The following is a 17,853-nucleotide window of genomic DNA, read 5'->3' as shown; positions in this document are numbered from 1 at the left end:
CTCCACCTGCCGCCGCGTCAGGAGACGAGGTGCGGCGCGGCCGCGATCCGCGGACCGGCAAGCCGTGCGGGGCTCACCGCCCCGGACCGGCAAGCGTGCGGGACTCACCGCCGCGGACCGGCAAGCCGTGCGGGGCTCACCGCCCGGGGTGTTCTCCGTCGTCGGCGTCCCCGAGCCCGTCGCGGAGCAGCCGGAAGGCGAGCCGCCCCGCCTCCACCGCCGCCTCGTGCACCTCGTCCGCGCCCTCGCCCTCCTCCTCGATCCGGCGCCAGTTCTCCAGCGCGAGCGTCTGGAGCACCACCACAATCTGCCCCGCGGCGAGCCGGGCGGTCATGCCCTCCCCGAACACCTCCGCCAGCGCGCGGGCGAGCGCGGCCTCCGAGCGCCGCAGATAGGTGTACAGCCGGGCCTCCAGGCTCGGCGTCCCGTACAACAGCCGCTGGTAGGCGAGCACCCGGGCGTCGTCGCACAGCCCGGTGATCGGGTCCCGGGCCGCGAGGCCCGCCAGGAAGTGCCGCTCCAGCGCGTCGAGCGGCGCGAGCCCGGCCTCCCGCCCCGCGCGTACGACCCGCGCCCACTCGTCCTCGTGGTCGGCGAACCGGTGCAGCGCCAGGTCCTCCTTGGCCGGGAAGTACCGGAACAGCGTCGGCTTCGACACCTCGGCCGCCGCCGCCACCTCCGCCACGGACACGGCGTCGAAACCGCGCTCCAGGAAGAGCGCGATCGCCGATTCGGAGATCGTCTCGTACGTCCGCCGCTTCTTCAGCTCCCGCAGCCCGGTCATCCCGCACACCTCGCCACGTCCGCACCCGCGCCCTTGTGCACCAACGCCCCGCTCCGCCTGCCCGCTGTTCTCCCGGGCGGCCATCCTAGTGACGCGGCACGCTCACACCGGCGAGCCGGACCGCGTGAGGGCGGCGGGGCGCGCGTCGCCCCTGGTGAGCACCAGGGCGAGCTGGGGGTTCCGCACCTGCGCCCGGCCCAGTCCCAGCGACTCCGTGGCCGCCCGCAGCGTCATCGCGTACGAGTCCACCGCGCGCCGCACGTTCGGCGCGTCCAGGCTCGCCCCCGTCACCAGCCGGTCCAGGTCCACGTAGGCGGAGCGCACCAGCTCGATCCAGCGGTAGGTGTGGACGTCGCCCGCCCAGCCCTCGACGAGGCGCGGGTCCCGCCTGCCGAGCGCCTGCGACCAGCGGGCCAGCATCCGCCGGCGGATCTCGCCGCGGTGCGGGGTCAGGTGCAGGTGGCGCACCAGGTCGTGGAGCGGGTCGCCGACCACGGCCATCTCCCAGTCGATGATGGCGAGTTGGCCCGGGGCCTCGCCGCGGACCAGGTTCCACGGGTTGAGGTCGCCGTGCAGCAGCACCGGCGGACGCGGTGTGACCGTCCGCCGGCTGAGGATCTCCCGGAGCCGGGTGGCGCCGGGCAGGCCCAGTTCCCTCGCCGCCCGCAGCGACTCCGGCGGGAGTGAGACGACCAGGTCCACCAGTTGGTCGCTGAGCCAGCGGTAGAAGCCGCCGGGCGGCAGCACGGGAGCGAGCACCGGCTCCCCGGCCCGCCCGGGGGGCACCTCGGCGAACGTCCCGCGCGCCGGCTCGGCGTGCGGCGCCGCGCCCCGTCCCCGGCCGTCCACTCCGACGTCCGCCAGCGCGACCAGTTGGTCGACCAGGTCGTCCGCCTCGTGCGGCGAGAGGCCGTCGACCGGATGCTCAGGCGGGCGGCCGGGCGGGCCCGCGAAGGAGTGCACGGCGAACGTGTCGGACGGGCTGCTCTCGCCCAGGGCCAGCACCCGGGGCGCCCTGACCCCGCCCGCTCCGCCGAGGACCGCCAGTACGGCGGACTCGTCGTTGTGGCACCGCTCCCGACGGGTGGCCGAGCGCAGTCTGCGCCGTACGACGACGGTCCGCCCCCGCACCACCACGACGGTGCTCAGGTGGCCCGTGCCCTTGAAGACCTGCTCCGAGGGGGCGGCGCCCTCCGCGTCGAGCGCCTCGGACACTTCTTGCGCCGAGAACCGGGGGCTCACCCAGTCCGTGCCGGCGCTCCTGTGCACCGCCCTGCCCCCGCGGCCCGCCCTGGCCGCGTGCCACCGGCTGAGGATCTGCCGGACCTCGACGACGTCCGGCACCGCGCCGAGCCGCAGCGGACGCCGCGCGGCGGCCAGCGCCGCACACACCGACCCGGCAGCCTCCCGCAGCCCCACCGGCTCACGGCCGCCACCGAGGGACCTGGCCGCGCGCATCACGTCCGGGTACACCGACTGGGCGTGCTCGAAGTCGAGGTAGTGCCGCAGGTCGCTCTCCACGCCGTGTGCGGCGGCCTCCACGCCCGCCTCGCGCATCGCCCGCACCCAGGCTCCCTCGACCTCGTCCAGCTGCTGCGCCGGGTACCTCATCCGCACCAGGTGAACCGCCAGGTCGTGCAACGGGTCGCCGTAGGAGGCCAGTTCCCAGTCGACGAAGGTCAGCAGCGGTGCGGTGGCGGTGGCGGGCGAGACGATCACGTTGTCGCGGTGCAGATCCGTGTGCAGCAGGCCGAACGGGCGCCGCGCCATCGGTGGCACCCGCTCCGCGAACGCCGCCATCGCGTCCCGCGGGACACCGAGGGCGGCGAACAGGCCGCTGAACACGGCCCAGTTGGGCTGCCGTACGTCCCGGTCGGTGCGGGCCGCGAGGTGTTGCAGGAACTGCCGGCTCCGGCCGTCGCGCGGCCAGTCGGCCGGCAGCCTGGGCAGCTTCTCCCGGCCCACCTTGGCCAGCTCGGCCAGCTGCCGGACCAGCGCCTCGACCAGAGGAGGGCCGACCGGCTCGCCGTTCGGGCAGATGCTGGAGAGCGGCACCCCCTCCACGTGGCTGAGCACCGTCGCGTGGCTGCTCCTGGCCAGGCAGCGCGGCACGTCGGGCAGCACCCCCCGTAACGCGTCGAGGATCTGCGTCTCGTCCGCCCAGGTCCTGACGACCACCGGGAGCGCGTCCTCGACCCCCAGCCGCACGGTGACGGTGGTCCCGGCGGGACGGCCCACCAGCCGTCCCATGGCCTCGTTCAGCGGCACGACGTAGTTGCGGTGGTGCAGCCCGCCGGCCGGCTCGCCCGTACGCGTCGCGGCGTCGACGAAAGCCGCGTACACGTCCGCCGAGGCGGGCCTCGGCGGGCCCGGTTTCGGGGCCCGCGCCGGGACCGCTGACGAACCGTGCACTGACCGCTCCCGCCGGATCGGGTGTTGACATGGGGGAAGGCCAGGCTAGTGGTCCGCGAGGGGTGGAGGAGGGCACGTTGTCCCCCCGCCGCCGACGGTGTAGGCCGTTGAGCTGAAACGGAGGTACGGGAAGGGGCACGGGTGGCCGAGCGCCTGACACGCGTACGGAACTTCCACGCCTGGTGACGGCCAGGTCCCGCCGGGGGCGGAACGGACGACGGTCGGCCGGGGTCCGGGCCTCGTCCGCATCCGGCGGTCCGCCGCACCCCGACCGCTTCCGCACGGCTTCTCCGCCGGATCTCGACCGGTCCTCTCAGGGCCGTGCGCCGCCCGCCGTCACCAGCGTCAGCACGTCCGCCAGCGAGTCCACCACCGCCCGCGCCCCCGCGTCCCGCAGCCGTGTCACCCTGCGGGCGTCCTTCGCGTACCCGAGGAAGGCCACGCCCGCCCGCTGGGCCGCGTACAGGTCGGACGGGGTGTCGCCGATCATCAGCGACCTGGCGGGGTCGGCGCCCAGCGCGCGCAGGGCGCGGTCGAGGCAGTCCGGGTGCGGCTTGAGCAGGTCCAGCCGTTCGGTGCGGCCGTATATGTGGTGGCCGAAGCAGGGGGTCAGGCCGCGCCCGCCGAGGTAACGCGAGGCGGCCCTGGGCGAGTTGTTGGTGGTGATGGCCAGCCGGACGCCGCGCGCCGACCACTCCCGTATCAGGTCGTCGACGTACGGACTCGGGGCCGCGGACCGGGTGGCACGCAGCTCCTCCTCCGTGAGCGCCTGTTCGAGTTCCCGGACGATGCCGCTGTCCGGGTGCGCGGCGTCCACCGCGCGCAGTACCGCCTGCGGGTCCTGCCGGTCGGCGGCGGTCAGCGGCAACTGGACGCCCCACCCGTCCAGCCGGGCGATCAGCCGGTCCGCTATGTGATGCGCCCTGTGCCCCGCGAAGAGGCCGCAGACCGGGCCGTCGAAGTCGAAGAGGACGCAGGTTGCCTCCGTGATCGAGCCCACCGTCTGCCCGATCGCGGAGGCCGCCTGCCCGGGGTCAGTCGTTTCGGAAGTCACTAGGAGAGTGTCAGGTCCGAGGAGATGGTGTTCCATAGCGCGTCGAACCAGTGTGCTGATTGTTCGACGAAGGCCTTGTCGCGCGGGCCCGACCGCGCGGCGAAGCCGAACAGGACCGACTCCGTGCCCAGCGCGTCGTACATCTCCAGGTTGATCTCCTCGATCTCCTCCTGCCGCTTGGCGACCCGGTAGTAGGCGAAGAGGGCCTCGGTGGCGTTGAGCACGTACAGCTTCAGCGGCGGGGTGAAGGGCAGGGCCCGGAAGGCCACCTGGACGTCGATGCCGTGCGAGCGGTGGAGGTTGCGCAGGTTGTGGCGCAGCACCTGCCCCTGGGCGTTGCGCTGCTGGAGCCAGCGCTGGTGGACCAGGGAGCTCTCCCCCGGGTCGACGCCCTTGGGAAAGGCCAGCGCGATGTCACGGGCGGGCAGCAGCACGCGCACCGTCACGCTCCTGGGCCCGATGCGGTTCTCGTGGATCAGCCGCAGCGGCTCCGCCATCGCCAGCATCAGCGACTCGGCGGTCAGGCTGAGGGCGTCGACCCTGATGTCCTCCGCGGCGAACGCCTCCACCAGCCGTGGCCCGAGCGCGCTCAGCGTCGGCTGGGGCCGGCCCGCCGCCGGGTCCCCGCCCGCCACCAGCGGGCCCGTCGCCGCCACTCTGGCCGGGGCACCCCTCGTGGCGCCCGTCAGCAGGCCCTCCTCGTGCAGGATGCGCAGCGCCTGGCGGACCGTGCCGCGCTCCACACAGAACTCCTCGGCCAGCCGGGACTGCGTCGGCATGTGTTCGCCGGCCTTGATCTCTCCTCTTCGGATGCGGTCGCGCAGGGTGTCGGCCACCTCCCTGTGCGAGCGCTTTCGGTCATTCCCTGAACTGCTCACGTCGCTCACGTCACAACGCTACAACTAGCAGCCATCTATGGGGAGTTGTTGGGATGTTGTTTATGGATCGCGACCAAGTGGGGACAACTTCCTTGTAGTTGGTCGCCACTTGGCACATCTGGCCGAGGCAGCGTCGCCTCCCCGCCGCCCACTTCGACAGTGCTCCCGAGGGAGGGACCCATGCCTGCTCTGCTGCTGCTCTCCGCCGCCGTCGTCATCGGATTCGAGAAGTTCGTCGAGTGGCGCTACGGGGCCCCCGGCGCCATCGGCCTGCTGCTGCTCGGCATCGGCGCCAAGGCCAAGAGCCCCGCCTGCGCGGGGGTGGGCGCCACCGTCCTGGTCCTCCAGGTCGTGGGCCCCACCGCCGCGTAATCCCGGCCGGTACGGGCCACGGCTCGTACCGGTCACGGCTCGTACGGGCCACCTCGTACCGGCCGCAGTACCGGCCGCAGTACCGGCTAAGCCTCGGCGGCCAGCGTCAGGTCCGTGGAGATCGTGTTCCAGATCGCGTCGAACCACAGCTGCGACTGCTCCACGAACGTCGAGTCACGCTCACCGCCCGCGTCCCGGTCGAAGGGGAACAGCATCGACCGGGTGCCCACCGTGTCGTACATCTCCAGGAGCTCGTGGTCGTCGAACTGCTCCTCCTGCCTGGTGATCATGTAGTACGCGAACAGCGCCTCCGAGCCGTTCAGCAGGTACAGCTTGACCGGCGGCGTGAACGGCAGCGCGCGGAAGGTGACGTCCACGTCGATGCCGTGCGTACGGCGCAGATTGCGGAGGTTGTGCCGCAGCACCTGGCCCTGGGCGTTGCGCTGCGAGAGCCAACGCCGGTGCAGCCTCTCGTCGCTGCCGTCCGCCACCGGGGTCGGGAACGCGAGGTCGATGTCCCGGCTCGGCAGCAGCACCCGCACGGTCACCCTGGCCGGTTTGATGCGGCCCTCGTGGATCAGCCGCAGCGGTTCGCCGAACGCCAGGGTGAGCGAGACGGCCGTCAGGCACAGCGCGTCGATCTCCACGTGGTCCGCCTGGAAGGCCTCCGTGATCCGCGGGGCCAGCGCGACCATCGTCGGCTGCGGCGGCGCCGCGTGCGGGGCGAGCGCGGCGGGTGCGTCGTCCGCGACCGTCGCGGGAGAGCCCTTGGTCACATTGACCAGCAGGTGCTCCTCCTGGAGGATGCGGAGCGCCTGACGGACCGCGCCCCGCTCCACCTCGAACTCCCTGGAGAGCTCGGCCTGCGTCGGCATCCGGTCGCCCGGCCGCAGCTGCCCGGCCCTGATCCGGGCCCGCAGCGCGTCGGCCACTTCTCGGTGCGACCTTTTCCGACCGTTCACGGCAGCGCCAGCTGTGCTCACAACCAGAACACTACAACTTCACGCCATCTAACGGGAGTTGTTGGCGAACCTGGTTAAAGGTTCTTGAGCCATGGGGACAACTTCAGCAGAGTTGGTCACCAACTCCCTCCAGATGGCTCAACCAGGAGCTACGGCAGGGGTGTTGGCGCGAGACTCGCCAACCTCACCCCGGCCCGGCCGTCACCGGGCACTCGGACACCAGGGAGTGACCACCATGCCGCTCGTCGCACTCCTCGCTCTCGCCGTCTACTTCGTCGGCGAGATGATCCAGGACAAGTTCGGCCTGCTCGGCGTCGCCGCCGTGGGCTTCCTCACCGTCGGCGTCAAGACGAAGAACACCGCCTGCCTCAGCATCGGAACCGTTGCCCTCGTCATCCTCGGCCAGTCGGCCGTCGGCTGACGGGCCCGCCCCCCGCGGCGTCCGGCCGCACACCCGCACCCGCGGCGGGAGCCGGCCGCACCCGCACCCGCCGCGCCGGTCGGTGTCTCAGAAGACGTCCGGGCACCACGGTTCGCGCGCCGTCCTGAACAGTGCGTCCACCCGGGCCGCCGCCCCCGCCCACCCCTCCGTCACCAGGTCCAGCGCCGCCATCCGCACCGCCGACCTGCCGCCGAGGTACAGCGCCCCCAACTCCCTCACGTCCAAGGAGAGATCGGCCTCCTCGGCAGTGGGCACACAGGACCCGCCGCCGTCCGCGGCCACCTCCAGCCTGAACCGGCCCCCGGCCAGCCCCAGCGGGTCCCGCACGTCCAGCACCACCGTCCCGCCGCCCGCACCGGGGGCGGCGTACGTGCGCGCCTCCAGCGCCCGTACGACATCCAGCACCCGCACCCACAGCCAGTCCGCCACCGTCACCGCCCGCGCCGCCCGCGCGTCGGGCAGCAGGTCGGGCAGCAGGTCGTCCGGCGCCCGGTAGCCGCTCCGCACCTTGGACACCCAGTCGATCGAGCACAGGAAGTGCCAGAGCGCCCGCTCGGCGGCCGGGGTGGTGGCGATCAGATCGCTCACCTGCACCGTGTTCAGCGGCTGCTTGGCGTCGCCCCAGTTGTCGTCCACGCGGTAGCCGACCAGCCCCTCGACCTGACCGCCCCGCCCGGCGGGCGCCCGGTACACGGCGAAGAAGGCCGGCCGGTACGGGTCGAAGGAGTACTGCGTGGCCCCCGTCTCCGCCTCCCACCAGAGCGCGCCCCGGTCGATCGCCCCCGGCCGGTGCGCGCGGAACCGCTCGTACAGCTCGGGGCCGCTCTTGCGGAGGTCAGCCGCGTCCACCAGGTCGATCCGCCCGCCGCACTCCGGGCCTGACCACCTCGGGTCCAGGCCGGTGCGGTGCACGTCGACCTCCCACTCGGCGGTGCTCGTCGCGGGCCCGAAGCCGTACCGCCCGTAGATCGGGTACTCGGCGGCGATCAGTGTCGAGACCACCTCGCCGCGCTCCTTCGCCTCGGCGAGGTCCGCGCGCATCATCCGGCCGAGCAGCCCGCGCCGCCGGTGGGTGGGCGACACGGTAACGCTGGAGACGGCGCTCGACGCCACGGACCTTCCGCCGGGCACGGTGAGTTCCTGCGCGAACGAGCGGAACGTCGCCACGCACCGGCCCGACTCGAAGGCGCCCCGCGTACGGGACAGGTCGATGCGCGGCCTGCGCTTCGCGAGGTCGTCGGCGGTGTACGGCTGGGCCCGCAGGAACCCGGTGTTGTTGGCCCGCGCCCACTCCGCGAACTCCGCCTCCGCGACGAAACGGATCTCTGTCGGGCCGGTGGGGTCGGGAAGCGGGTGCGAGTGCTCGGCGTGACCTGTCATCCGTCCACGCTATGCATCAGCGGCTCAGAATGTCGCCCGGATTTCGCCCACCCGCACCGGGCCACCGAGCAGTGGTGCGTCCGCCATCCTGGAGACCACCTCGCCCTGTACGCCCCAGTGCTCCAGCGCCCTGGCCAGCACCGGCCCGAGCGCCCGGCCGGCCCCGTCGTCGATCTTGAAGGCGAGGGCCCGGCCGTCCGGCAGTGCCACCGCCTGCACGGCCTCAGCGCCCATCTTCGACAGCACGCCGGGCACCTCCCGCATCAGCCAGGTGTCCGGCCGCCGGGTGCCCGCCACGTACTCCGGATGCGCCCGCATCGCGTCCGCCACCCGGCGCTCCGGGGTGCCCTCGGGGGCGAGCACGAAGTACCGGAAGGCACGGGCGAGGCCGGTGAGGCTGAGTGCCATCAGCGGCGCCCCGCAGCCGTCCGTACCCACCGCGGAGACCTTCTCGCCGCTCGCCCGCTCCACGCATTCGAGGACCAGCCGCTGCAACGGGTGGTCCTGCTCCAGGTAGGTCGCCTTGTCCCAGCCGTTGAGAGCGCACGCGGCGATCATCGCGGCGTGCTTTCCCGAGCAGTTCATGGTGATCCGTGCGCGGACCTTGCCCGCCGCGAGGTACGCCTCGGCCTCGACGGGGTCCAGCGGCAGGTCGGGCGGGGTCTGCAGGTCGTCCTCGGTCAGATCGAACTCGCTCAGCATCCTGGCAACGAGGTCCAGCTGGAAACCCTCGCCCGAGTGGCTCGCGGCGGCCAGGGCCAGCCGCTCCCCCGAGAGGTCGAGCCCGGCCCGCAGCACGGCGGCGGCCTGCATCGGCTTGTTGCTGGAGCGCGGGAAGACGGGGGCCGAGACGTCGCCGAGGGCGTGCTCCACACTGCCGTCGGCCGCCAGGACCACCAGCGAGCCCCTGTGATGGCCCTCGACGAAGCCGGATCGGACGACTTCGGCGAGAACCGGGGGTATGGCGGGGGTGGTGGCGGTGGGAGTCATCGTCGGCGCGGCCTTCCGGACGGGGACCCGCCCCCGGACCGGCCGCCCGGGATCGCCGGCGGTGGGCTCAGTGGAGCAGGTCGTCTACTTGTGCTTCGCCCTCACGGTACCTGCGGGCGATCTCCGCACTGCAATCGTCGGCGGTCCGCTGGAGGCGCTGTCGCTGCCGGGAGACCTGCTGCTCGTACCCGGCGAGGCGGCCCATTCCCGCGTGCAGCTCCTGGTCCGTTCGGGCGTCGAGGTCGGAGAGCTCGACCTCGGCGAGCATGTCGGCGGCGAGCCGCCGGTACTCCTCGCTGCGCGGCGTGGACAGGGTGACGTGCCGGGCGGAGGAGCGGTGGGTGGACGGGGTGTCGGCGAGGATCTCCGACAGCCGCTCCACCACGGGCGACTGCGGCCCGCCGCGGCGGCCGAGCTCGGCCCGCAGGATGTCGATCCGGCCGTGCAGCAGCCGCCGTACGTAACTCAGATCGGCCTCGTCGCGCTGCGCGCTCTGGCGCAGCGCCCGCAGCTCGGGCAGACCAAGGGCGCCGAAGTCGGGTTGCGGGACGGCGGGCAGGGGGCTACGCCCGCCCTGTTCGGTACGTGGCGCGGGTGCCCGGACCGCCCCCACGGTTCCTGCTGTGCCCGCCAGCCGCATCGGTACGGGACCGGACGGCTGCCCGGTGCCAGAAGTGCTCATGGAATTCCGTCCCCTCGAACGGTGCGGCGCACCGCCTTGACCCGCATCGTGCCACTCCTTCGCGTACCGACGCAGGCACACTGCACCCGTATGGCCCTTGCAGAAAAGAATGGCGCCACGGGCAGGCATCATGGGCGTCATGCGAGCTGTGGTGCAGAGGGTGGACGGCGCGAGCGTCGTCGTCGAGGGTGAGACGGTCGGCGAGATCGTGGGCGAGGGCCTGTGTGTCCTGGTGGGAGTGACCCACGAGGACACTCCGGACAAGGCGGCGCAACTCGCGCGCAAGCTGTGGTCGGTACGGATCCTGGAAGCGGAGAAGTCCTGCTCCGACGTGAACGCGCCCCTTCTCGTCATCTCGCAATTCACCCTGTACGGGGACGCCCGCAAGGGCCGCCGCCCCACCTGGAACGCCGCGGCGCCCGGCGACGTCGCCGAACCGCTCGTCGACGAGGTGGTGGCGCGGCTGCGGGCGCTGGGAGCGACCGTACAGACCGGCAGGTTCGGCGCGGACATGCGGGTCTCCCTGACGAACCACGGGCCGTTCACGGTGGTCATCGAGGTCTGAGGCAGGGCGCCGGAGGGCGGGCGCCCGAGGCGGACCGTCGGAGGGCGGGCGCCCACCCTCCGACGGTCCGCGCGGCTCCCCGCGGGCCGGCCACCGCCCGGCTACGGCTACGGCTACGGCTACGGCTCGACGACGACCTCCTGGGCCGCGGCCGTGTCCCCGGCCATCAGCTCGGCGTCCAAGGCCACGTTCCGCTTCACCAGCGCCAGCGCGATGGGGCCCAGCTCGTGGTGCCTCGCGGACGTGGTCACGAAGCCGATCTGCCGTCCCTCGGGCCCGTCCGCGGCCAGCCGCACCGGCGTTCCTGACGGCGGCAGGTGCACCTCGCTCCCGTCCAGGTGCAGGAAGACCAGCCGGCGCGGCGGCTTCCCCAGGTTCTGCACCCGGGCGACCGTCTCCTGCCCCCGGTAGCACCCCTTCTGCAGGTGCACCGCGCTGCCGATCCACCCCAGCTCGTGCGGGATCGTACGGTGGTCGGTCTCGAAGCCGAGCCGCGGCCGGTGCCCCTCGACACGCAGCGCCTCGTACGCGAGCACCCCGACGGCCGGTCCGTGCGAGACGGCGAACGCCTCCAGCTCCTTGCGCGGCAGGAACAGGTCCCGCCCGTGCGCCGTCTCCCGTACGACGACGCCGTCGGGCACCTGCGCGATCGACCCGGCGGGCAGCCAGACCACCGCGAACTCCTCGGTGCGGTCCTCGACCTCCACCCGGTAGAAGAACTTCATGCTCTCCAGGTAGGCGATGAGCTCCGCCTGGGTACCGGGCTCGACGTGCAGCCAGGTGCGCTCGCCGTCGTCGACGAGGTAGAGCGCGTGCTCCACGTGCCCGTTGGCGGTCAGGACCAGCGCCTCGGTGGCCCGGCCGGCCGGCAGCTCGGTGACGTGCTGCGTGATCAGCAGGTGCAGCCAGCTCAGCCGGTCCGCGCCGGTGACAGCGACGACCCCGCGGTGCGAGAGGTCGACGAAACCGGAGCCGTCGGCGAGCGCGCGCTGCTCACGGAACAGATCGCCGTAGTGCGCGGCGACGCCTTCGTCACGCCCCTCGGCGGGAACGGCGCCTGGCAGGGAAAGGAGGGGGCTCGTCATGCTCCCCAGCGTACGACTCGCCGGTGACGCGCCTACGCCTCGGCGGCCGGGTCCTCCCCGGCACCTTCCCCGGCGCCCTTGCCCGCCACGCAGTCCGCGCACCGGCCGAAGATGGCGAAGTGCTTCATGTCGGTCTCGAACCCGAAATCGCCCCGCAGCTTGGCGATGAAGTCACCGGCGACGCCCACGTCCGCCTCGATGACGTTCGAGCAGTCCCGGCAGACCAGATGGAGGTGGTGGTGCCGGTCGGCGAGGTGATAGGTCGGCGCCCCGTGCCCCAGGTGCGCGTGGCTCACCAGGCCGAGCTCCTCCAGCAGCTCCAGGGTCCGGTAGACGGTGGAGATGTTGATCCCGGACGCGGTTTTGCGGACCTCCACCAGGATGTCGTCCGGCGTCGCGTGCCCCAGCACGTCCACCGCTTGCAGCACGAACTCCCGCTGCGGCGTCAGCCGGTAGCCGCGCCGGCGCAGGTCACTTTTCCAGTCGGTGCTCACCACGCCGCCCAGTGTAGGCAGCGCGGCGGGCAACCGGCTGTGTGCACGGTGCTGGTCGGGTTCACGGTGCTGCTCGGTCCAACTGCTCAGCTCAAGGTGGTGCTCAGCGGAAGAACGCGATCCCGTCGTCCGGCAGGTCGCCGAGGTTCTTGGCCATGGCCTCGACCTCCTCGGGCGTGACCGTCTTCTTCAGGTGCGCCGACATGTACGGGCGCAGCTCGACCTCGGGGGTGGCCTTCTCGCCGACCCACATGAGGTCGCTCTTGACGTACCCGTAGAGACGCTTGCCGCCCGTGTACGGCCCGGAGGCGGCGGTGCGCGCCACGGCGTCGGTCACCAGGTCGATCTGCGGCTTCTGCTGGGCCAGCTCGCCGTACCAGATCTCGACGACGCCGGTGTCCCGCGTCATGACGACCTCGACCTTGCGGTCCTTGTCGATGCGCCAGAAGCCGGACTCGGTCTCCAGCGGCTTCACCTTGTTGCCCTCGGCGTCGAGGATCCAGGAGTGCGACACGTACTCCAGGAAGTCGCGGCCGTCGTGGCTGAAGGTGACTTCCTGGCCGAAGTTGGCCTTCTCCTCGCCGGGGAAGTCGGTGACTCCCGCTCCCGTCCACTTCCCGAGGAGGAAGACGAGGGGGACGAGGTCCGGGTGGAGGTCGGACGGAATCTCGATCATGAGTGGCTCAGGCGATCTGTGTGAGGGGTGGCGGCTCGCTGCCGGGTCGGCTAGCGCTGGCCCTGGTAGAGCTTCTTCACGGTCAGAGCGGCGAAGGCGAGGACGCCGACGCAGACCAGGACCAGCAGGGCGGAGAAGACTGCCTCAAGCACGGGGTGCTCCTTGGGACGATCGAGGGTGGGACACGGGCCGCGCCCCAGCTTAGTCGGCCGGGGCCGGGCGCTCTCGGTGAGGTGCGTCGCGCGCCTGTCCCCAGGTCCGTCGCGCGCCTGACCCCAGGTCCGCCGCGCACCTGACCCCAGGTCCGCCGCGCACCTGGCCCCGGGACTTTCGGGAGGCCCTAGGCTTCCCGGCATGGCGAAGAAGCTCGTGATCAAGGTGACCGCAGGTGCCGACGCACCCGAGCGGTGCTCGCAGGCGTTCACCGTGGCGGCGGTGGCCGTGGCCAGCGGGGTGGAGGTGTCGCTCTGGCTGACCGGGGAGTCGGCGTGGTTCGCCCTGCCGGGAAGGGCGGCGGAGTTCGAGCTGCCGCACTCGGCGCCGCTGCCCGACCTGATCGAGTCGATCATGGCGGCCGGCCGGATCACCCTGTGCACGCAGTGCGCGGTACGGCGGGACATCGGCGAGGCCGACGTGCTGGAGGGCGTGCGGATCGCGGGGGCGCAGGTCTTCGTGAGCGAGATCATGGCCGACGGCGTGCAGGCCCTCGTCTACTGACGCTTCTCGCGGCCGTCCAGCTCGTCCCACCACTCGTCGGAGCCCGCGTCGCCGGTCGTCCCGTGCCGCGGGCCCGCGGGGCCCGTCCCGTCACCCCCGGGCTCGTCCCACCAGCGGTCGTCCGGACCCTTCCGGTTGGCGATCATCGCCGCGAAGGGCGGGATGACGGCGGCCACCACGCACATCGCGACCGCCACCGGGACGGACCACAGCCGCACCAGCGCGCACGCGGAGACGAAGAGGACCAGACAGGTCCCCATCATCACGAAGTAGCCGCGGCGGCGACGCGCGTACATGTCTCCACCGTACGACCGCAGGCGCCCGGGCGCGGCGGGGCCGAAGGGCCGCACCCTTCGTCACAGGTAAGCGTCCAACCCCCTGCGGGTGCGGCCCTCCGGCCGGTCCTGGTGTCCGGTACGGACCGATCCGGCACTGTGCCGTACGACGGATCGGACGGCACCACGGATCAGACGGCGATCGCGACCTCCGCGAGGCCGCCCGTGCGGGCGACGACCGTGCGGTCCGCCGTGCCGCCGGGGACCAGGGCGCGCAGCGTCCAGGTGCCCTCGGCCGCGTAGAAGCGGAACTGACCGGTGGCGGAGGTGGGCACCTCGGCCGTGAACTCGCCGGTCGAGTCGAGGAGGCGGACGTAGCCGGTCACCGGCTCGCCGTCCTTGGTGATGCTGCCCTGGATGGTCGTCTCACCGGGCTTGACGGTCGAGGCGTCCGGGCCGCCTGCCTTCGCTCCACACATGTGCGTACTCCAGAAGTCCGAAGGGGTGGGGTTACTTGTTGGCGCCGAGCTCGATCGGCACGCCGACCAGCGAGCCGTACTCGGTCCACGAGCCGTCGTAGTTCTTGACGTTCTCGACGCCGAGCAGCTCGTGCAGCACGAACCAGGTCAGGGCCGAGCGCTCACCGATGCGGCAGTAGGCGATGGTGTCCTTCGCCAGGTCGACCTGCTCGGTCTCGTAGAGGGCCTTGAGCTCCTCGTCGGACTTGAAGGTGCCGTCGTCGTTGGCGTTCTTCGACCACGGGATGTTGCGGGCCGAGGGGACGTGGCCGGGGCGCTGGGACTGCTCCTGCGGGAGGTGCGCGGGGGCGAGCAGCTTGCCGGAGAACTCGTCGGGCGAGCGGACGTCGACCAGGTTCTCGGTGTTGATGGCCTTCACGACGTCGTCGCGGTAGGCGCGGATCGACTCGTCCTGCGGCTGGGCCTTGTACGAGGTGGCCTCGCGCTGCGGGACCTGCGCGCCGTCGACCAGGTCGCGGGAGTCCAGCTCCCACTTCTTGCGGCCGCCGTCGAGCAGGCGGACGTCACCGTGGCCGTAGAGCTTGAAGTACCAGAAGGCGTACGACGCGAACCAGTTGTTGTTGCCGCCGTAGAGGACGACCGTGGTGTCGTTGCCGATGCCCTTCTCCGAGAGCAGCTTCTCGAAGCCGGCCTGGTCGATGAAGTCACGGCGGACCGGGTCCTGGAGGTCCTTGGTCCAGTCGATCCGGATCGCGCCCCGGATGTGGTTCTTCTCGTACGCGGAGGTGTCCTCGTCGACCTCGACGAGCGCGACCTTCGGGTCGTCCAGGTGGGCCTCGACCCAGTCGGCGTCGACCAGTACGTCGGTGCGGCTCATGTGTTTCTCCTCCGGGGCAGTTTCGGGGGGATACCGGTGCGGGTGCGGTGCGCCGCGGGGTGGTGCTCCGCGGTGCGTGCGGTGGAGCGGCGGTACAGAGTGCGATGCGGGATGCGCGCGGGTACGGCGGCCGGGCCGTGCGAACGGCGGTGCCGGGCGGCGGGGGCGGGCAGCACGGATCGCCCTGCGGAAAGCGGGGTCCGGGGCGTCTCGCCCAGCGGTTCCCGCTCAGACGGTGCGGCGACAGAGCATGGCGGCGACGCGGCACAGGTCTACTGCCCGCCGCTTCGTGAGATCCGCCTGTCGCTGCTGCATGGGTCCGATCGTAGGGACGTACAGGCACACATGTCACCGGCGTGTCGAATAATGAGACGAGATCGTCCATCCAGTGGGACAGCACGAGGGGCCGGGACAGCCGTCCCGGCCCCTCGCCCGGCCCCTGCGCCGTTCCGTCCTGCGCAGTGGACCCATCCGTCTCGCCATCCGGCCCGACCCGGAGCCGCCCGTTCCGAAGACCCCCGTCCTCCGGGGGCCCGGCGGGTTATCCGGCCAGGTGCACGTCCGTGCCCGTGACGCCGATCTCCATGCCGGTCTCGACCGGGGTGATCTTCTGGAGCACCAGGCCGTTCGGCAGTCCGCCGATCGGGCGCTCGAAGTCGATCTTCTTGCGGATCATGCCTTCGAGGCCGGGGATGCCCTGGCCCGGCACCTCGTCGGCGCGGACCGCGATCGACTTCCCGTTGTTCTTGAGGCTGACGCTGGAGAGGACGCTGCGGGTGAACTCGCGGCCGAGCACCGAGACGCTGCCGGTCACCTTGACCTTGCCGTTGCCGCCGTAGGCGAGCTTCACGTCCTCGTCACCCGCCGCGCGGGTGAGGTCGTCGTACGAGATGACGGCCGTGCCGGTGGCGCGGGCGGCGGTCGCGGAGGAGAAGTTGTTCTCCAGGGCCACGTCGTGCAGTTCCGCAGTCATCTGCCCGACCGTCAGCTTCTTGCCGTCCGCGCTCGCCTCGACCCCGTCCATGGTGACGTCGACCTGGTCGAGCTTCTTGCCGAGGAGCTGGGTGAGGAAGGGAAAGCCCTTGATGTCGATCTGCGGCTCGGCCGAGAGCCCCTGGCTGGTGCGCACCCTGGACGCGACCTCGCCCTCGGCGTAGTTGACCGCGAGGCGGTCCGCGGCGACGAAGATGCCGCCGAAGATCACCACCAGGATGAGAAGTATTCGAAGTGCTCGCATTACCGGTGTGTCCCCCACCCGCGATCGTTGGCCCCCGTAGTGACGGTGAGCCTAACCGGGTGGGGTCCAGACCATTCCTCGGGGCACTGGGCGGCCCTCAGACGAAGGCGCGGCCCAGCAGGTAGACGGCGGGGGCGGCCAGGGCGAGCGGCAGAGCGACGCCGGCCGTCATGTGCACGAACTTCGACGGGTAGTCGTAGCTCGCCACCCGGTGCCCGACCAGCGCGCACACCCCCGCGCCCAGACCGATCAGCGCGCCGTCCGCGCCGAGGCCCGTGGCCCCGCCCGCGGCGACCCCCGCACCCGCCGCCGCGAGCAGCGCGACGCCGACCGAGGCAGCCGTGGGCAGCGGCAGCGCGCGGGCGACGACGGCCACGGCGACGGCGAGCCCGCCGACCGTCATGGCTTTGGGGTCCGCCGCCAGGTGCCCGGCGGCGACGACCGTCAGCGCGGCCGTGGTGACCCCCGCCGTCAGCGCGTACATCCGCTCGTCGGCCGGCATCCGGTTGCGCAGGTGCAGCACGACGGTCAGCAGGACCCACACGCCGAGCGTGCCCAGGATCGCGGCCGGTGCCTGTACGTCGTCGACGGCGAGGATCGCGACGTCCGCGACCAGACCGCCGAGGAACGCGAGCGCGATGCCCTGCCTGGCCGGCCACATCCCGTTGAGCCGGAACCAGCCCGCCGCCGTCACCGCCTGCAACAGCACCACCGGCACCACCAGCGCGAACGGTCCGACGGCCGCCGCCCCCGCGAGCAGCGCCGCGAGCACGGCGGTCAGCAGGGCGGGCCGCATCCCCGGCTCTATCACCGGCGAGCGCCCTTCGGCACGGGCGCGCTGGGCGTCGGTGACCCGGGGGTTGCCGCGGGTCGCCGGGGAGCTGTAGGCGGGCGCCGAAGGCAGGTCGTACGGGTCGGCGACCCGGGCGGCCGGGGCCTGCACGGCGTCCTGCGGACCGACCCCGGCGCCGGCGAGCGCACCGCCACCGGTCGCCCCGCCGTAGGACGGCTCCACGGCCGGGGCCTGCGCCGGGTCCTGCCGTACGGGAACCTCGGGCGGCAACGGGAGCGAGCCGGTGGGACCGGTCTGACCCGTTGGGCCGTTCTGACTGTTCAGACCGTACTGGCCGCTCTGCTGCGGCAGGTACGCCGTGTCGGCGGCAGCGGGAGCCGGGGCCTGGAACGGCTGAGCCTGCTGTGCCTGGAACTGCTGGTCCTGAGCCTGCTGGGCCTGCTGCACCGGCTGGTACTGGGTGTCCCAGGTCTGGCCCTGCCAGGTCTGGGTCGAGTACGGGTCCTGCGCCGCGGGCACTCCCGGGTACTGCTGCGGCTCCTGGTACGGCTGGTCACCGTAGGAGGCCTGCTGCGCCTGCTGCGCCTGCTCGCCGTACGCGCCCTGGTCCCCGTACAAGGGCTGCCCGTACTGGTCGTGCCCGTACCGGTCCTGGCCGTACGACGGCGGGCACTGCTGATCGTTGCCGTTGCTCATGGT

The 17,853-nt window shown here is 72.3% G+C and carries 21 protein-coding genes; 4 read left to right on the top strand and 17 right to left on the bottom strand.

The window, feature by feature from the left end; translation table 11 throughout:
• Window positions 1-136: 136 nt before the first annotated feature.
• The 4 genes from ACIQM4_RS13380 to ACIQM4_RS13365 all read right to left on the bottom strand — a co-directional run bounded on the left by ACIQM4_RS13380 (window position 137) and on the right by ACIQM4_RS13365 (window position 5,137).
• Window positions 137-784, bottom strand: a complete 648-nt coding sequence (locus ACIQM4_RS13380) for a TetR family transcriptional regulator (protein ID WP_401590356.1) — start codon at window positions 782-784, stop codon at window positions 137-139.
• Window positions 785-886: 102 nt separating this feature from the next.
• Complete coding sequence (locus ACIQM4_RS13375; protein ID WP_401590353.1) at window positions 887-3,196, bottom strand: phosphotransferase; 2,310 nt, start codon at window positions 3,194-3,196, stop codon at window positions 887-889.
• A 313-nt stretch (window positions 3,197-3,509) separates the two neighbouring features.
• Window positions 3,510-4,250 carry an HAD family hydrolase gene (locus ACIQM4_RS13370; RefSeq protein WP_401590350.1) on the bottom strand — a complete coding sequence of 247 codons (741 nt, stop codon included), beginning with the start codon at window positions 4,248-4,250 and terminating at the stop codon, window positions 3,510-3,512.
• Window positions 4,250-5,137, bottom strand: a complete 888-nt coding sequence (locus tag ACIQM4_RS13365; protein WP_401590348.1) for a winged helix-turn-helix domain-containing protein — start codon at window positions 5,135-5,137, stop codon at window positions 4,250-4,252. Before ACIQM4_RS13365 ends, ACIQM4_RS13370 begins: the two co-directional genes overlap by 1 nt.
• 171 nt (window positions 5,138-5,308) lie before the next feature.
• Here ACIQM4_RS13365 and ACIQM4_RS13360 point away from each other — a divergent pair, with 171 nt between their 5' ends.
• Entirely contained in the window at window positions 5,309-5,500 is a 192-nt protein-coding gene (locus ACIQM4_RS13360) for a hypothetical protein (RefSeq protein WP_401590346.1), read from the top strand.
• Window positions 5,501-5,586: 86 nt separating this feature from the next.
• Here ACIQM4_RS13360 and ACIQM4_RS13355 read toward each other — a convergent pair whose 3' ends face one another.
• Window positions 5,587-6,432 carry a winged helix-turn-helix domain-containing protein gene (locus tag ACIQM4_RS13355; RefSeq protein ID WP_401590343.1) on the bottom strand — a complete coding sequence of 282 codons (846 nt, stop codon included), beginning with the start codon at window positions 6,430-6,432 and terminating at the stop codon, window positions 5,587-5,589.
• Between the two features lie 265 nt (window positions 6,433-6,697).
• Here ACIQM4_RS13355 and ACIQM4_RS13350 point away from each other — a divergent pair, with 265 nt between their 5' ends.
• Window positions 6,698-6,883, top strand: a complete 186-nt coding sequence (locus tag ACIQM4_RS13350; RefSeq protein WP_401590340.1) for a hypothetical protein — start codon at window positions 6,698-6,700, stop codon at window positions 6,881-6,883.
• A gap of 87 nt (window positions 6,884-6,970) precedes the next feature.
• Here ACIQM4_RS13350 and ACIQM4_RS13345 read toward each other — a convergent pair whose 3' ends face one another.
• From ACIQM4_RS13345 to ACIQM4_RS13335, 3 genes are all read right to left on the bottom strand, one after another.
• A complete protein-coding gene (locus ACIQM4_RS13345) occupies window positions 6,971-8,284 on the bottom strand; it encodes a GNAT family N-acetyltransferase (protein ID WP_401590337.1) in 1,314 nt (437 codons plus the stop codon).
• Between the two features lie 24 nt (window positions 8,285-8,308).
• Window positions 8,309-9,274 (bottom strand): asparaginase, encoded by a 966-nt coding sequence (locus ACIQM4_RS13340; RefSeq protein ID WP_401590334.1) that lies wholly within the window; start codon window positions 9,272-9,274, stop codon window positions 8,309-8,311.
• Window positions 9,275-9,341: 67 nt separating this feature from the next.
• A complete protein-coding gene (locus ACIQM4_RS13335; RefSeq protein WP_401590332.1) occupies window positions 9,342-9,956 on the bottom strand; it encodes an ABC transporter substrate-binding protein in 615 nt (204 codons plus the stop codon).
• A 139-nt stretch (window positions 9,957-10,095) separates the two neighbouring features.
• Between ACIQM4_RS13335 and dtd the strand changes: the two genes are divergently transcribed.
• The gene (gene dtd / locus ACIQM4_RS13330) at window positions 10,096-10,521 is read left to right on the top strand and encodes a D-aminoacyl-tRNA deacylase (protein WP_401590329.1); all 426 of its coding nucleotides are present in this window, start codon (window positions 10,096-10,098) and stop codon (window positions 10,519-10,521) included.
• Window positions 10,522-10,640: 119 nt separating this feature from the next.
• Here the strand turns inward: dtd and ACIQM4_RS13325 are convergent, their stop codons facing one another.
• The 3 genes from ACIQM4_RS13325 to ACIQM4_RS13315 all read right to left on the bottom strand — a co-directional run bounded on the left by ACIQM4_RS13325 (window position 10,641) and on the right by ACIQM4_RS13315 (window position 12,776).
• The gene (locus ACIQM4_RS13325; protein ID WP_401590326.1) at window positions 10,641-11,606 is read right to left on the bottom strand and encodes a YgfZ/GcvT domain-containing protein; all 966 of its coding nucleotides are present in this window, start codon (window positions 11,604-11,606) and stop codon (window positions 10,641-10,643) included.
• 32 nt (window positions 11,607-11,638) lie between these two features.
• On the bottom strand, window positions 11,639-12,103 hold the full coding sequence (locus ACIQM4_RS13320) for a Fur family transcriptional regulator (protein WP_401590324.1): 465 nt from the start codon (window positions 12,101-12,103) through the stop codon (window positions 11,639-11,641).
• Window positions 12,104-12,203: 100 nt separating this feature from the next.
• Window positions 12,204-12,776, bottom strand: coding sequence for an FABP family protein (locus tag ACIQM4_RS13315; RefSeq protein ID WP_401590322.1), 573 nt, complete (start codon window positions 12,774-12,776; stop codon window positions 12,204-12,206).
• 354 nt (window positions 12,777-13,130) lie between these two features.
• Here ACIQM4_RS13315 and ACIQM4_RS13310 point away from each other — a divergent pair, with 354 nt between their 5' ends.
• Entirely contained in the window at window positions 13,131-13,493 is a 363-nt protein-coding gene (locus tag ACIQM4_RS13310; protein ID WP_401590319.1) for a DsrE family protein, read from the top strand.
• On the opposite strand, the gene ACIQM4_RS13305 is transcribed toward ACIQM4_RS13310, so the two are convergent.
• The 6 genes from ACIQM4_RS13305 to ACIQM4_RS13280 form a co-directional block, all read right to left on the bottom strand.
• On the bottom strand, window positions 13,487-13,789 hold the full coding sequence (locus tag ACIQM4_RS13305; RefSeq protein WP_401590316.1) for a DUF3099 domain-containing protein: 303 nt from the start codon (window positions 13,787-13,789) through the stop codon (window positions 13,487-13,489). The two genes, ACIQM4_RS13310 and ACIQM4_RS13305, sit on opposite strands and share 7 nt — an antisense overlap.
• Before the next feature lie 170 nt (window positions 13,790-13,959).
• Window positions 13,960-14,247, bottom strand: a complete 288-nt coding sequence (locus ACIQM4_RS13300) for a DUF1416 domain-containing protein (RefSeq protein ID WP_401590313.1) — start codon at window positions 14,245-14,247, stop codon at window positions 13,960-13,962.
• A 31-nt stretch (window positions 14,248-14,278) separates the two neighbouring features.
• On the bottom strand, window positions 14,279-15,124 hold the full coding sequence (locus tag ACIQM4_RS13295) for a sulfurtransferase (RefSeq protein WP_401590311.1): 846 nt from the start codon (window positions 15,122-15,124) through the stop codon (window positions 14,279-14,281).
• A gap of 228 nt (window positions 15,125-15,352) precedes the next feature.
• Complete coding sequence (locus tag ACIQM4_RS13290) at window positions 15,353-15,439, bottom strand: putative leader peptide (RefSeq protein ID WP_401591388.1); 87 nt, start codon at window positions 15,437-15,439, stop codon at window positions 15,353-15,355.
• Between the two features lie 226 nt (window positions 15,440-15,665).
• Window positions 15,666-16,361, bottom strand: coding sequence for a DUF2993 domain-containing protein (locus ACIQM4_RS13285; protein ID WP_401590308.1), 696 nt, complete (start codon window positions 16,359-16,361; stop codon window positions 15,666-15,668).
• Window positions 16,362-16,458: 97 nt separating this feature from the next.
• A complete protein-coding gene (locus tag ACIQM4_RS13280; protein ID WP_401590305.1) occupies window positions 16,459-17,850 on the bottom strand; it encodes a hypothetical protein in 1,392 nt (463 codons plus the stop codon).
• Window positions 17,851-17,853: the final 3 nt, after the last annotated feature.

It is taken from the genome of Streptomyces sp. NPDC091272, assembly GCF_044757485.1.
GTDB lineage: Bacteria > Actinomycetota > Actinomycetes > Streptomycetales > Streptomycetaceae > Streptomyces.
This window is presented reverse-complemented; position numbering and strand designations above follow the sequence as displayed.

Bases quoted from the DNA above. Each gene is read 5' to 3' on its own strand.
- ACIQM4_RS13380 (WP_401590356.1), bottom strand. From the start codon at position 784: ATGACCGGGCTGCGGGAGCTGAAGAAGCGGCGGACGTACGAGACGATC.
- ACIQM4_RS13360 (WP_401590346.1), top strand. From the start codon at position 5,309: ATGCCTGCTCTGCTGCTGCTCTCCGCCGCCGTCGTCATCGGATTCGAG.
- ACIQM4_RS13350 (WP_401590340.1), top strand. From the start codon at position 6,698: ATGCCGCTCGTCGCACTCCTCGCTCTCGCCGTCTACTTCGTCGGCGAG.
- ACIQM4_RS13345 (WP_401590337.1), bottom strand. From the start codon at position 8,284: ATGACAGGTCACGCCGAGCACTCGCACCCGCTTCCCGACCCCACCGGC.
- ACIQM4_RS13340 (WP_401590334.1), bottom strand. From the start codon at position 9,274: ATGACTCCCACCGCCACCACCCCCGCCATACCCCCGGTTCTCGCCGAA.
- ACIQM4_RS13335 (WP_401590332.1), bottom strand. From the start codon at position 9,956: ATGAGCACTTCTGGCACCGGGCAGCCGTCCGGTCCCGTACCGATGCGG.
- dtd (WP_401590329.1), top strand. From the start codon at position 10,096: ATGCGAGCTGTGGTGCAGAGGGTGGACGGCGCGAGCGTCGTCGTCGAG.
- ACIQM4_RS13325 (WP_401590326.1), bottom strand. From the start codon at position 11,606: ATGACGAGCCCCCTCCTTTCCCTGCCAGGCGCCGTTCCCGCCGAGGGG.
- ACIQM4_RS13315 (WP_401590322.1), bottom strand. From the start codon at position 12,776: ATGATCGAGATTCCGTCCGACCTCCACCCGGACCTCGTCCCCCTCGTC.
- ACIQM4_RS13310 (WP_401590319.1), top strand. From the start codon at position 13,131: ATGGCGAAGAAGCTCGTGATCAAGGTGACCGCAGGTGCCGACGCACCC.
- ACIQM4_RS13305 (WP_401590316.1), bottom strand. From the start codon at position 13,789: ATGTACGCGCGTCGCCGCCGCGGCTACTTCGTGATGATGGGGACCTGT.
- ACIQM4_RS13300 (WP_401590313.1), bottom strand. From the start codon at position 14,247: ATGTGTGGAGCGAAGGCAGGCGGCCCGGACGCCTCGACCGTCAAGCCC.
- ACIQM4_RS13295 (WP_401590311.1), bottom strand. From the start codon at position 15,124: ATGAGCCGCACCGACGTACTGGTCGACGCCGACTGGGTCGAGGCCCAC.
- ACIQM4_RS13290 (WP_401591388.1), bottom strand. From the start codon at position 15,439: ATGCAGCAGCGACAGGCGGATCTCACGAAGCGGCGGGCAGTAGACCTG.
- ACIQM4_RS13285 (WP_401590308.1), bottom strand. From the start codon at position 16,361: ATGCGAGCACTTCGAATACTTCTCATCCTGGTGGTGATCTTCGGCGGC.
- ACIQM4_RS13280 (WP_401590305.1), bottom strand. From the start codon at position 17,850: ATGAGCAACGGCAACGATCAGCAGTGCCCGCCGTCGTACGGCCAGGAC.